Genomic DNA, 13631 nt, shown 5'->3' with positions numbered 1-13631 from the left:
GACTTCAACTCCTTATCCAACAATGAAATTTTTCGGCTTCGATCAGCTTCTGTCCTTTAAGTAAATCCGCTTGATTTTTAAAAGACAACTCTAACACACCAAAAATATCTTCTCTTGTTTCTTGGATGCTCAAATTAATAATGGAAAGATTTGCCTGACTTAGTACGTTAGTAACTTTTGCGACAGCACCAGCGATATCGGGAATATCGACATATAAATCATAAAAAGCTGGAATCGCTCCTTGTTTTTTCCGGGGCAACTGATCCCGTGTTTGTTTTGCCTGCACAAAGAACTCTTGAATTGCCGATTGGTTTTGATCAATCAGTTCCTGTTTTAACGTTTCCATTGCGCCTTGCCAGTCTTCCATCAACTGAATCATCATTTCTTGGTTCGTCATTAAAATATCCGTCCACATTTGGGGATCTGATGAAGCAATCCGTGTAATATCCCGGAATCCGCCAGCGGCTAATTGTGAGGCACGTGGATATTTTTGATTCAGCTGCTCACTGATTTGTACTAATCCTGAAGCGACAATATGTGGCAAATGACTTAGCACCCCAACGATCTCATCGTGATCTTTGGCAGTTAAGCGAACAAACTTTGCTCGAGTAGGACGTAGTAAAGCGATCAGTTCTTCTGTACGTTCACTTTGACAGTCATCCGTTACGATATAATACGCTTCTTCAAATAAATACGGATTGCCTGCTTTTACTCCTGATTTATGTGAACCAGCCATCGGATGCCCACCAATAAAATCAAATGGGAGTTGCTTCGCTAGCGCCATTATCGTCGCTTTCGTACTTCCGGTATCACTTACTAATACTGTTTCTTTCAAGGGAAGTGTCGCCAAACAGTTGAGATACTCCAAGCTAACTTGAACTGGAACGGCAAGGATAATCACATCCATTTGACTAGCTGCCTCGATCCCTGTGACAACCTGATCGACTAACTGTGTTTTTTCCGCTATTTCTCTTGTTTCTTCTGAATGATCCCAGCCATAAAGGGTAATTGCTGACCCTTTGATCGCTCGGCATAAGGAAGCGCCAATCAGACCCAATCCTATGACAAACACCTTTTTTTTCATCGCTACCTCCGATTAGAATTCTTTGGTCATTTGGCGGTGATTTGCAACGGCTTTTTTTAATTCTTGCATATTATCTGCTGGAAAATGCTCAAGTATCTCGCGAACAAGAGTGGTCGCAATCACATGCTCTGCGACGACTGAAGCTGCTGGAACTGCCGTACTATCGGAACGTTCCACACTAGCTTTATAAGGTTCTTTAGTATCGATGTTCACGCTCATGAGAGGTTTATATAAAGTAGGAATTGGTTTCATCACGCCCCGAACAATAATCTGTTCTCCGTTGGTCATTCCACCTTCAAAGCCACCTAAATGATTACTTGCTCGGTGATAGCCGCTTTCGTCCCAAGTGATTTCATCCATCACCTGTGATCCTGGTAACGAAGCAGCTTCAAACCCAATTCCAAATTCGACTCCCTTAAAAGCATTGATGCTTAACATCGCTTGAGCTAACTTACCGTCTAATTTTTTATCCCACTGTACATAGCTCCCTAACCCTGCTGGCACATTTTCGACCCGAACTTCCACTACACCTCCCAAAGTGTCTCCTGCTTTTTTAGTAGCATCGATCAAGGCTTTTACTTCCTCTTCAATCATTAGATCTACCATGTTCACTTCGGAGATAGTCGTCTTTTCTTTGATTTCTGTCACGGTCAAATTCTCTGGCACATTCGCTTTGATTCCTCCAAGGATCGCTACATGACTAGCAATCTCTATATCTAAAGCAGCTAAAATCTGTTTTGCTAGTGCCCCGATTGCTACTCGCATCGTCGTTTCTCTTGCGGAAGAACGCTCTAATACATTTCTAAGATCATGGTGTTGATACTTCATACCACCAACTAAATCGGCATGACCTGGTCTTGGTTTAGCCACTCGTCGTAGATTTTCTTCTTTTTCAGAAACTGGAGTAACTGACATCACCGTTTGCCAGTTCTTCCAATCTTTGTTCGTGACAGTCATTGTGATCGGTGAGCCTAATGTTTTGCCGTGACGAATACCCGATGTGATTGTCACTTGATCTTTTTCAATCTTCATGCGCCCACCTCGACCATAACCACCTTGTCGTCTAGCTAATTCTTGATTGATTGCCTCAATCGATAAGGTTAAGCCTGCTGGAACTCCTTCAATAATCGCTGTCAAATTAGGCCCATGTGATTCTCCTGCTGTTAAGTAACGCATTTACTCACCTTCTTCTAAATAATTTTTGATTGCTTCGATTGGAATCGATTGGATTTTTGCCTGACCGATTTTTTCTAATAAAATAATTTTCAACTGTTTTCCCCGGGCTTTTTTATCATGAGTGATCGCCTGGAACAACGCCTGTTCATCCCATGGTTCGTAAGAAATGGGCAACTGATACTTTTGGATCATCTTGATAAGTTGTTGCGTCGTTCCTTCAGGTATTTCTTTCCTTTTTTCAGCATTCCGACTGATTTGTACCATGCCGATCGCCACTGCTTCTCCATGACTAATCTGTCCATATCCTGCTGTTTGCTCGATAGCGTGTCCGATCGTGTGACCAAAGTTGAGGAACAAACGACTGCCTTGATCAAATTGATCTTCTTCTACCACTTCTTTTTTTACACGTAAAGCTTTTTCGATCACTAGCTCGCTATGTGCTACTAAATCAGCTACATCAATAAAACGAGCTAACTCTCTCCAAAGACTTTCATCCTTGATCGCACCACACTTGATGATTTCTGCAATTCCTTCTTGGATCCTTTTTACTGGTAATGTCGTCAGCGTTTCTGGATCAATCAACACACCGTCTGGCTGTGCAAATGTGCCAATCATATTTTTAGCGTTTGGTGCATTGACTGCTGTTTTGCCACCTATGCTTGAGTCTACTTGTGCCAATAAGGAGGTAGGAATCTGTACAAAAGAAATTCCTCTCATGTAAGTTGATGCCACAAAACCAGCTAAATCGCCTACAACACCGCCACCTAGAGCAATAATGCCATCACTTCTCGTCAATTGTTCAGTGGCTAGAAAATCATATAATTTAGCAGCCATCGACAGTGATTTACTTTCTTCGCCAGCCGGAATAACATAATTCACAGCCTCATACCGATCGGCTAATTGTTGTTGTATCTTTTGACCATAAAGCGGAAAGACATTTTCATCACTAATGATCGCAATTTTCTTTTCTTGCCATAAACCGGAAAGCCAATCTGCGACTTGATCTAGTGCGTTTCGCTGGATGATGATCTCATAGCTTTTTTCGGGTAAGACAACTTCTAACATCCGTGTTTCTCCTCTCTATAAAGCGTTTATTTTCTTCATCGCTTCTACTAAGATGTCCACTTCATTCATCATTTTCAGGTAGTTTTTCTCATTCAATGACTGCTGTCCATCAGACCAAGCATGAATCGGATCAGGATGGATCTCTACAATCATTCCATCTGCCCCACTAGCAACACCTGCTCGTGCCATTGGTGTCACTAAGTCCCAGACACCCGTTCCATGACTTGGGTCAACGATGATCGGGAAATGACTTAATTTTTTGATCAGTGGTACGGCACTTAGATCGAATGTATTTCTAGTAGCTGTTTCGTAAGTGCGGATTCCGCGTTCAATGAAGATGATGTTTGAATTGTTTTGAACTGCAATGTATTCAGCGGCATTTAACCACTCTTCGATCGTACCTGATATGCCACGTTTTAAGCCAATTGGTTTTCCTGTTCGTCCTACAGCTTCTAATAAACGGAAATTTTGCATATTTCGTGCGCCGATTTGAATGATATCTGCGTATTCACTGACCACATCGATATGCGCTTCATCCATCACTTCGGTAATCACTTTCAAGTCATAATGATCCGCAGCTTTACGCATCATTTTCAACCCTTCTTCACCTAATCCTTGGAAAGCGTATGGTGACGTTCTTGGTTTGTAGGCACCACCACGTAAGATTTTAGCACCACCAGCCTTAGCCATTCGTGCTGTCTCCATGATTTGCTCTTCCCCTTCGACAGAACAAGGACCAGCCATTGTCACAAAACTCCCATCACCGATTTTCACTCCAGCTACATCAACGATCGTATCTTGAGGATGAAATTCTCGTGACGTCAATTTGTACGTATTGGTAATCGGTACGGCACGTTCTACGATATCGTAGCGTTCAAACGGAACATCCCGAATTACCTTTGGATCTCCTAAAAGCCCTAAGACAAAACGATCTTTACCATGGTTGATCTGTACATCTAGCCCTTCTTCTTTAATACGTTCAATCACTTGTGTTAACTCACTTTCTTGGATACCTGGTTTAATGATTAGGATCATACAATAACTCCCTTTGTTTTTTATTTTGTGTTTCGCTTCATCGATTTCCTCGCTGTTTGATTGGATTACATAAATTCTTGCAAATCAATCGTTACTTTGCTTATACCTTGTTTGAATGCGTTTAGTTCCCCCTTTATGTAACAAAAAAAGCCCACCGTAGAAAATCCATCTACAGTGAGCCCCTGAATCAATCAAATAAAAAAGCCACTATAGATTTTTCATCTATGCGGCGAGCAAGTCATCTCAAACATCCTTAGCCATCATAGATACAAACAAACGCTGATGTTTGCACCCATAATCGTATGAATACAAACTTATCTAAAATAGCTAAAGTAATAATTATTCAGTTGTGAACTATGTGTGATTTTCATAATAATCGCTCCAAACTGATATAAGATTGAGTTTAAGTATAGAGATGTTTTTGAAAGAAGTCAAACAATTTCTTGAATAAAATGATCAAAGGGTATGAAAAAAGGGCTTTTACCTGATAAAAACTCCAATTTACCCACTAAATAGTCGCAGGAGAATGCTGAAAATACCATAGAAAAGTATCAACAGCATGTCCGGCTTCTACTTCTATAATCAAACGAGCCCAAAAGTGAGCTGAAATTGTTCTTTATTTTGAAATTTGCCCGCTCTTACAATCGTTTTTGTCCGTCTAACTTTTGGATCTCAGTAATATCTTGCGTGACTTCTAAGCACCCAAGATAATCACCTGTCTCATTTTTTAAAGCAAAGTAGCGAATATAAATTTTCCGTCCTCTCATATCAATCCAAAATTCTGCTGAATCCCTTGTTCCTGTACGGAAATCGTCAAGTATTTGTTGGACAAGATGCATGCTTTTTGGTGGATGACAGTTGACGACTTCACGACCAATGACAGAAGTAGTTCTTGGAAAGACCCGTTTCTTTCCTTCTGAGAAGAAACGAACCCGATCCTCATGATCAACAAATGTCAAATCCACAGGCAACACTTGAAACAAGGCAACTAATTGCTCCAACTGTAACGCTCCTGTCGGAAATTGCACAACTAAATCAGTCATAGGTGCTGTTTCGTCTTGAACTGCCTCTGACGTAAACTCTTCGATCCCAAGACCAGCAGCAATACCATCGGTCGTTTCTTTAGCTTTTTTAATGGCTAATTGACGAGCTGGTTCCCGTTCGCTTTCTTTTTCGAGTGATTCTTGGCTTGGCTTCCATGGAAGTGGTTCAGGGATAAACGCAAAACCGATATCAAAGCTGTCATGAGCGATTTGTGCCCAATCTTTAAGGCTAAACACATCTAAGGTCATGGGTACCATGATCTCCTCTTCCTTAAAAATCATCTCTTCAACTTCTGTTTTTACTGCTTCCCATTTTTCGGATAGCGGATTATAAGCCGCTTTGTCTGTAGCTAAATAAGCATTCAGCGCTTTGATCATTTCACGGATATCATCATCTACACCCCACATCACTTTAGGTGGGGCTGAGATTCCGTATTTTTCCATATAAGAAAAGATCAACGTTTCTTTTCGTGCATAATGCTTGTCGATCTGCAATAAATCAGTCAAAGCGTGTTGCAATCGTTCCTTTTGTGACCAATCTCCTTTAGCCATTTTTGCCAATAACCCGTCAATTTCATCCGTCAGTAACGACTGCAACACTTGGTTTTCTAACTTTAAGGTATGGATCGGGTGTCCTGGTTGTGCGTGTTCATAATTGGAATGATGGATCTCATTGATCGCTCCTTTAAAAACAGCTGCATGGATATTACATAACTTTTGGATTTCTGACGGATCAAGACCGCTTTGAATCAATGCTTTTTCCGCAGCAGTGATTTCTGTAACATCGACTCCCTCAAATTCTTCATTGAACAATCGTTTTGCTTCTTCAAAAGAACCACCTTTATGTAAAAGTGACAGGATTTCAACAATCCGTTCTTGTCGTTGATTCGTGGGTTTCATTTTACCAATCCTTTCACAATAAATCCTGATGTTTCAAAAGCAGTAACAATTTGTTCTAAAGGAATTTTTTTCATTTGAGCCCCTTTAGGAATCGTCATATAGCGACCAGCAGTTTGCAACATCCCAGGTTGGTTGATGGCATTAAATCCTAGCTCTGACATGATTTGTTTGACTTCTGGATATTCAGTAACTAATTCAAATAATGTTTTGGAAAAATCGATTTCTCTCATTTTACTTCCTCCTTCATTGAGAATCGTTCTCATTCGATCGGATTCATTATAAACGATTTTGTGCACTTTTACACGATAATTTCAAAGCAAATCTTTTTTACCATTCTAACGATGAGTATACCTAGGCTCATTCTTTTTTTGAGAGTAAAACTTATTAATGACTTTCTGATCAGCAAAAAATAAAATAACATTTTTTATTAAACGAGGAGGTCATCTAGCAATTTTTTCTTTCAATCTAATTTTGCTCCAGATACTACCTATTTCTCTAAACGATAAAAAGACAAATGTCTTCTTTTCTATTATTTTTTTACCCATTCCATCACGTTTTTTCGTTGACACAAAACGCGAACATGTGTTCTAATCAATAGGAAGAGGTGGCGAATATGATTCGAAATCAAAATCCAGTCTTTGATTACACAAAAGAACCTTCGAGAGATATTCTTTGCATCGATTGTAAGTCGTTTTATGCTTCTGTTGAGTGTGCCGAACGTCATTTAGATCCTCTAACAACCAAACTCGTCGTCATGTCCTATCCGTCAGGGAAAACCGATGAACGAGGTAGTGGCTTGATCTTAGCTGCTAGTCCAGCTGCAAAAAAAGCCTATCATATTACAAATATCAGTCGAGCAAGGGATTTACCCTTTCCCTATCCCGACGATCTTTATATGGTCCCTCCACGAATGGCTTACTACATGAAAAAAAATACCGAAATAAATGCTATTTATAAAAAGTACGTGGATGAAGAGAATCACCATGTCTATTCTGTTGATGAAAGCTTTCTTGATGTCACCAACAGCTTGAAACTTTTTAAAGTCAAAAGTGCTTGGGAATTAGCTGAAATCATCTACCGGGATGTCTACCAACAAACAGGAATCCATACAACTATTGGGATTGGTGATAACCCACTACTAGCTAAGTTAGCGTTGGATAACGGTTCTAAAGGAAAAGAGCGAATGGCCGAATGGCGCTATGCAGATGTAGCAGACAATGTTTGGCGTATTCCTTCTCTCACCGATTTTTGGGGAATTGGTCATCAGACAGCGAAACGGCTCAAACGACTGGGGATTCATTCTGTTTATGATTTAGCTCATGCGGATTATTACCAATTAAAAGAAAAATTCGGAGTGATTGGCACCCAGCTTTTTGCCCATGCTTGGGGAATTGATCGAAGTTTTTTAGGAGAAGACTATACCCCCAAATCAAAAAGTATTGGGAATAGTCAAATTTTGAATCGTGATTATACAAGGCGTGAAGAACTTGAAATCGTTCTTAAAGAAATGGCTGATCAAGTCGGAACTCGTCTGCGGCGTGAACATGCGAAAGCGCAAGTTGTTAGCTTGTGGATGGGCTACTCTTTAGGTTATCGAGATCGTCTAGGGAAAACTGGATTTCATCAACAACTAAAAGTGGAGCCGACAAATTCTAGTCATGAACTCAGTCTCATTTTATTGAATCTTTTTCGTAAACATTACCAGCATCAAGACATTCGCAGTGTCGGTGTCAACTGCTCCAAACTAATTTACACAGACAGTCTGCAATTGAATCTATTTGCAGATCCCGATGAACAAGTCAACGATGCCAAAATCGATTTTGTCGTTGATCGTATTCGCCAAAAATATGGGTTCAGTGCAATTGTCCATGCCCATAGCTTATTAGAAGGTGGCCGTGCGATCGCAAGGAGTTCACTCGTTGGCGGACACGCTGGTGGTCATGCCGGTATTGAAGGTGAGGGCTATGCGTCGAACAAAAAAAGAATTTCTCGACTACAATGAATACCGAGATCGCCCATTCGGATTAAAATGGGGCACCGCATTCGCTATGGAAGAGCTAGTCACTGGGATCAAAAAAAATGAAGCGTGGGCAGTGAAAGAGATTCGTCCGTTGGAACAAATGTCTCGAGAAGAAATGGATAGTGTTTTATTAGAGGCTTTTCTTTACCATAAAAAAGTAAGTCTGCAATTAAATACCAAAGATGAATTTGGCCGCTACTTAGATAGCATCGAGGGTTTCTTTACTGGTGAAGCTTATCACGACTATTTTATCCTTGAAGAACAGACCGTTCACTGGTGTGACGTCCGACATGTTCAAATAAAACAGGAAGATAAGTGGTTTGATGTTTCCTATTTTCCCCAGTCAGTCACACAACATGAAACGTTAAATAACCGAAGTCTTAACGAAGAGATCGTTCCGATCAAAGATGAATTTTACCAAAGTTTTCCTGAAGAAGAGTAGCGTTTTGTCATTGATCAGCATAAAATGCCTATTTCATTAAACTAGAAAGAAGTGATTTTTTGAAAACAGTCCATCAACATTTTGAAACGATCGCTATCACTGCGTTTATTGCCAAACAAGAAATCATTGTCCGCTGTAAGGATAACAACACTTATCGAGGATTTGTCCAACGAGACATGACAGAAAAAGGATTTTCCTTAGATGAGCAATTGATTCATTGGGTGGACATCGTTGAAATCCAATTGACCGATCAATACTTTCACTTTTGGGAAGATATTTTACATCTAAAGGAACCGACATCCTAACAAAGCCATATAATTGGAACACCTAATCCTATTATATGGAACGCATGGACTCCCCCCAAAAAACGTACAAGTCTTCTCGTAAGCGATAAACCTTTGATTATACGGATAAACTGCTCGTCCGTTTCATACTACAGCAAAAAATCTCAAAACCGCAAAAATGGTTTTGAGATTTTTTGCTTATGTCTAGGATGAATCAGTGAATCATTACTTAACGATCCAACTGTCTTTTTTTCAGTTGACAATGTAAAGTAACTGACTGCTTTTTCAATTTAGATATTTTTCGATCAAGTACGCTGGCGTACAGCTCCACGCATGGCAATAACTACTGATGATCGGGCTGCCATAAGGAGAAAAATCTGGTTCTTCTGGTTTAAAAGCTTCCCAAAAAGTGTCTGCTCCCAGCTGAATCATTTTGCCCCAATAGTTTTTCATTAACTGGATAGCTTCTTCTTGAAGTCCAGCTACAAATAACGCTTCGACTACATGATGATACATATAAGGTGTAGCAATCCCTGTGATCGGAAAATGATGAGCAATCATCGTCTCCAAAATTTCTCGATTCATTGGTTGATCAAAGACCTCTGCTAAAACCATCCAAACTTGACTCGCCACATTGATTTCTCCGGTTGTTTCAATAATAAACTGCTTTTGTTCTTCATCAAATAATTGTTGCTTCGCAAACGCAATCAGTTTCTCTGTTGTTTCTTGGTAATGACTCAGTTGTGGATCTTTCATTTGTTCTGCCAACTGGTTGAATCGTTTCATCGCATAGATCAACACTGCTTGCCCTGCTGTACTCTTTTCAAACTCATTCGACCAGTCAATAAATACTGGCCACTCTTCTAACAAATTCAGGCGTCCCTCTTCATCGACACATGTCAGTGCTAGTTCCATCTGCTTTTTCGCTACTGGATATAAATCCTGCAAGACAACTGAATCTTTCGTCTGATGGTAAAAATCAGCTAAGATCACTGCAAAAAACAAACTATAGTCGAATAAAAACGTATCATCTGGCGTCAATTGCGGGGCTGTGAAAACATTGGCTGGAATCTTCCCTTCACTGGTCGTCATCCCACCAAATAAATAAAGACAACGTTTCGTTAAAGCTAAATCACCGAAAGTCACATAATTCGCTAACGCTTGTAAACGTAAATCACCAATCCATAATCGGCGATCTCGTTTGGGCCCATCTTCAAAGACTTCTTGCATGCAATCAAATAATGTTTTAACAGAAACTTGGTAGATGGAAGCAAGTTCTTCATCAGCGATCACAGGCTTTGGTAATTGGTCGAGTGACACACAACTTTCTGCGATAAAAAGCGGATCAGAAAAACTAGCTTGCCACTTGGGTGAAGTATCTAACACCTTTAGCTCAATATAACGACAGCTATATCTTCTTGGTAATTCTAAACGTGCCGGTAAAACATCTAGATGGATAAATTCTTCTTGAATCCAAGACTTTGACAACCAACCATCATATGCACTAGAATCTGCCGCAAGTTCAGCGGGTACTTCTGCAAATTTCAGTTGTAAATATAAGGGCGCATCCATTGGCGAACCAACCGAGTCAATGGACAGACTAAAATGCCCAACATAATGATCCCCTAAATCTAAGATAATCGCTTCATCCCTTTTTAAAGTATAATCAGCTAGTTGTGTGATTTCTTTGTCACTGTTAATTGCTGAATACCCATTCAAACCATGTGGGTCTTCAACGACTTCAGTGATTGCTACTGGTTCGATCTTCGTTTTCAGGAGATTTGGTACATGTTGTTGTGCTTTGGTTAACAGTGCCTCGTCCTTTTCCCAACGCACATCTTGATTGATTTGAAAAGTAAATGCCATTTTGCTTTCTCCTCTTCTTTACTTGGTGAACGATGCAGTCATTTTTCCTTCAGCCAACTCTTTATCCACCGGATCAATCACTGGGTATTTTTTCTGTAGACGCATCATGATTACTCCAGCAATTGTTGCTACTAAAACGATTCCCGCAAAGCCAAACATAGACGTCTGGATACGATCAGGAGCAACTAAGTAAGGGGTAACAAAAGCAAATAATCCACAACACATTCTTGAAAAACCATTGATGAACCCTTGAAGTGAAGCTCGTGTTTCTGCTGGGAAAGATTCTTGTGTCCACACTTTGTAGATTGCTTCTCCGGCTAGTGGATTCCCAAAATTATAAAAAGCAATTGTGATCGCTAATGCAATAAATCCTGCACCACCACCGATCAATGCCATACCTAACATTGCGCCAAATTGAACGACTGCCCCAATAAAGAAAGCTTTGTTTCTAAATTTACCACCTGCAACAGAGGCAAATGCAATCGTTGTTGCTAAAGAAATCACATTCAACCCGATCCCTAATCCTGTAGCTTGTGCTTGACTAGCTCCGGCATTTGTCAAAGCATAGGTTTGAAATTGTCCCCAAGTATTCGCTAAGAGGTTCCAACACACATAAAAAATCAAGATAGCGGCGAAAAAGCCAAGGTATTTTTGTTTGTTTTCCCCAAATAGTACTGTCTTGAAAGAAACTTCTTTCGAGTCGCTTGTCATTTTGGTCATTGCTTGTCGAGCAGCTCCGGCTTCATGAAATTGTCTAAACTTAGGTGAAAGTGTCCGCCATAACCAAGTGATCACTGCAAACGTAAATAAGATGGCAAAAACAATTCTTGCTCCTAACACACCTTCGATTCCCGATAAAAGAAACGAACAGATGTAAGAAATGAATATCCCCACCTGCCAAAAAATCTGTGTGGAAGAAATCAAACGAGCAGAAGTATGCTCATCAGGTGCATCATGAGAAACAACGGTCAAACTTAATGGTAAGTCTGCTCCAGATGCTACGCCCATGATAATCACGCCTAATAAGAGCATTGGGAAACTTGTGGCTAGAATACAGACCGCAGCTCCGATCGCGTAAAACAAATTGATCCAGTTAAATGAACGGATCAAGCCAAATGCTTTTGATATCTGTCCGGTAAACAGCGATCCGAAAGCGATTGCAAAAGTTAGCCCGCCAGAAACGATCCCGACTTGTCCAGTTGTCAGCTCTAGTCCCTTTTGCCAAACGGGAATCGTCGCTGAGAGTCCAACAATACAGCCAGATCCAAGCATGGAGCCAATTCCAGCAGCGACAGCTAGAGGCGAATACTCTTTGACCGTGGTAGTAGTTGATGCCTGTTGTTTCTTCATAAAAAACACTCCTTAAAATAAGTTTTATAAGTTCGAACAGTTAGAATTGTAAACGTATGAATTACTCAGGACTATAGCAAAAAAAGTGTTCTTTTTATCCAAATCACATTCGTATGCTTCAGCGAATCAAACAAGCGATTCTTTTTCGAACATTCAGGAAACGAAAAGAAGGTTCACACTTATCCAATACATTTGGAATACGCTTTCGTTAATCTTCGCTTTTCATTGCCAGTTCATAATTGGTCAAATCTTTTTTACAGATCACCTGAGAAAAAGGACTCGTTGCATCACAACTGCCTATTCTATTTTTTTAACAGACTATCTTTGAGTTCTTTAGGTGTCAGTTCTGTGTATTTTCCGACTAATTTGTACAAAGAAGCAAGAGTTTCAAAACCAAGTTCATACGAGATTTCTTCAAAAGTTTTATTCGTTTCTCTCATCAACTCGATCATCGTTTTATACCGCAAAGAATTGATCAATTCTTGGAAAGAACTCCCTGTTTCTTTTTTCAATTTATTACTTAAATAATTTGCATTATAACCAAAATGTTTCGCTAGATTTTTCAGTGTCAGTTTTCGAAAATGAAGATCGATATATCGTAAAATCTCTAATAATTCCTGATTCTCACGTTGCGTAACATATTCTTCTAAATCACGGGTAAGTTCGATCAATAGTAAAGACAATCTCAGATTCAGTGCCCGCATATAATAGTCTTGTTTGTTGTAATATTCCAAAATCATTTTGTGCAATAACCCTTGCACTTCTAAGTTATCACCACAATGAAAATGGATAAATTCATCATGTTTTCCTTTTTCCTGCGAAGCATTTAATAGAAATTCATTGACCAATCCACGTGACTTCACCATATTGATCACGATGTCAGTCGTAATCGATTCCCCTTTCAATAAAATATTGATCAAAAGGTCTTCCTCTTCTAAAGGATCGATACGCTGAACGATTTCTTTGTCTAATAACAGCAATTCACCTTCTTTCAAGTGAATTTTCTTATCGTTGACATATTGGACACATGAACCAGACAACATATAGTTAAATTCAACAAATCCATGCGTATGTGCAGGCATTTCAGCGTAACGATGATGTTTATTGATAAAGATATTACCCTCTTTGAAAAATTGGTTTTTGGGCATTTTAGGTACTGCGACTGTCTCATAGGGCAACTGTTGGTCATTGATATTTTGACCATCAATTTGTTGTCGACATTCAATTTCGTTATTTTCCATCAAAAATATTTTTAGTTGCTCAAAGGTAAACACTGGCATCCTCCCCTTTTTCTTCATTTTCAGTTAGCTTTTCGTCAATAGCAACCAGATCTTTTAGGTAATTAGGTAACTATCTTTCAGTCTAA

The 13631-nt window shown here is 39.7% G+C and carries 12 protein-coding genes; 3 read left to right on the top strand and 9 right to left on the bottom strand.

The genetic code is table 11. The features are described 5' to 3' along the window. Positions 1 to 4: 4 nt before the first annotated feature. The 6 genes from IGK91_RS01720 to IGK91_RS01695 form a co-directional block, all read right to left on the bottom strand. Positions 5 to 1084: a prephenate dehydrogenase gene (locus IGK91_RS01720; protein ID WP_034866089.1), complete on the bottom strand. Its 1080-nt coding sequence runs from the start codon at positions 1082 to 1084 to the stop codon at positions 5 to 7. Between the two features lie 12 nt (positions 1085 to 1096). Next, a complete protein-coding gene (aroC, locus tag IGK91_RS01715; protein WP_010720178.1) occupies positions 1097 to 2260 on the bottom strand; it encodes a chorismate synthase in 1164 nt (387 codons plus the stop codon). Further along, positions 2261 to 3325 (bottom strand): 3-dehydroquinate synthase, encoded by a 1065-nt coding sequence (gene aroB, locus IGK91_RS01710; protein ID WP_181934175.1) that lies wholly within the window; start codon positions 3323 to 3325, stop codon positions 2261 to 2263. A 15-nt stretch (positions 3326 to 3340) separates the two neighbouring features. Next, complete coding sequence (gene aroF, locus IGK91_RS01705; protein WP_010738525.1) at positions 3341 to 4360, bottom strand: 3-deoxy-7-phosphoheptulonate synthase; 1020 nt, start codon at positions 4358 to 4360, stop codon at positions 3341 to 3343. A 638-nt stretch (positions 4361 to 4998) separates the two neighbouring features. Next, on the bottom strand, positions 4999 to 6303 hold the full coding sequence (locus IGK91_RS01700; RefSeq protein ID WP_081123483.1) for a DUF438 domain-containing protein: 1305 nt from the start codon (positions 6301 to 6303) through the stop codon (positions 4999 to 5001). Further along, positions 6300 to 6533, bottom strand: a complete 234-nt coding sequence (locus IGK91_RS01695; RefSeq protein ID WP_010738527.1) for a DUF1858 domain-containing protein — start codon at positions 6531 to 6533, stop codon at positions 6300 to 6302. The genes IGK91_RS01700 and IGK91_RS01695 overlap by 4 nt, the downstream gene beginning before the upstream one ends. Positions 6534 to 6916: 383 nt before the next feature. On the opposite strand from IGK91_RS01695, the gene IGK91_RS01690 reads away from it, so the two are divergent. From IGK91_RS01690 to IGK91_RS01680, 3 genes are read left to right on the top strand one after another with little or no spacing between them, the layout of a single operon-like run. Further along, positions 6917 to 8305, top strand: coding sequence for a Y-family DNA polymerase (locus tag IGK91_RS01690; protein ID WP_010738528.1), 1389 nt, complete (start codon positions 6917 to 6919; stop codon positions 8303 to 8305). Further along, positions 8268 to 8765: a hypothetical protein gene (locus IGK91_RS01685; RefSeq protein ID WP_181934174.1), complete on the top strand. Its 498-nt coding sequence runs from the start codon at positions 8268 to 8270 to the stop codon at positions 8763 to 8765. The genes IGK91_RS01690 and IGK91_RS01685 overlap by 38 nt, the downstream gene beginning before the upstream one ends. Before the next feature lie 59 nt (positions 8766 to 8824). After that, on the top strand, positions 8825 to 9070 hold the full coding sequence (locus tag IGK91_RS01680; protein WP_010720185.1) for a hypothetical protein: 246 nt from the start codon (positions 8825 to 8827) through the stop codon (positions 9068 to 9070). 264 nt (positions 9071 to 9334) lie between these two features. Here the strand turns inward: IGK91_RS01680 and IGK91_RS01675 are convergent, their stop codons facing one another. The 3 genes from IGK91_RS01675 to IGK91_RS01665 all read right to left on the bottom strand — a co-directional run bounded on the left by IGK91_RS01675 (position 9335) and on the right by IGK91_RS01665 (position 13539). Further along, positions 9335 to 10915, bottom strand: a complete 1581-nt coding sequence (locus IGK91_RS01675; protein WP_081123481.1) for a family 78 glycoside hydrolase catalytic domain — start codon at positions 10913 to 10915, stop codon at positions 9335 to 9337. 18 nt (positions 10916 to 10933) lie between these two features. Further along, positions 10934 to 12265, bottom strand: coding sequence for an MFS transporter (locus tag IGK91_RS01670; protein ID WP_181934173.1), 1332 nt, complete (start codon positions 12263 to 12265; stop codon positions 10934 to 10936). Positions 12266 to 12567: 302 nt separating this feature from the next. Beyond that, the gene (locus IGK91_RS01665) at positions 12568 to 13539 is read right to left on the bottom strand and encodes an AraC family transcriptional regulator (protein WP_010738531.1); all 972 of its coding nucleotides are present in this window, start codon (positions 13537 to 13539) and stop codon (positions 12568 to 12570) included. Positions 13540 to 13631 lie beyond the last annotated feature (92 nt).

Source organism: Enterococcus sp. DIV1208, assembly GCF_050530455.1.
GTDB classification, from domain to species: domain Bacteria; phylum Bacillota; class Bacilli; order Lactobacillales; family Enterococcaceae; genus Enterococcus_B; species Enterococcus_B hirae.
The sequence above is the reverse complement of the archived record's forward strand: the minus strand, read 5'-3'. Positions and strand labels throughout refer to the sequence as shown.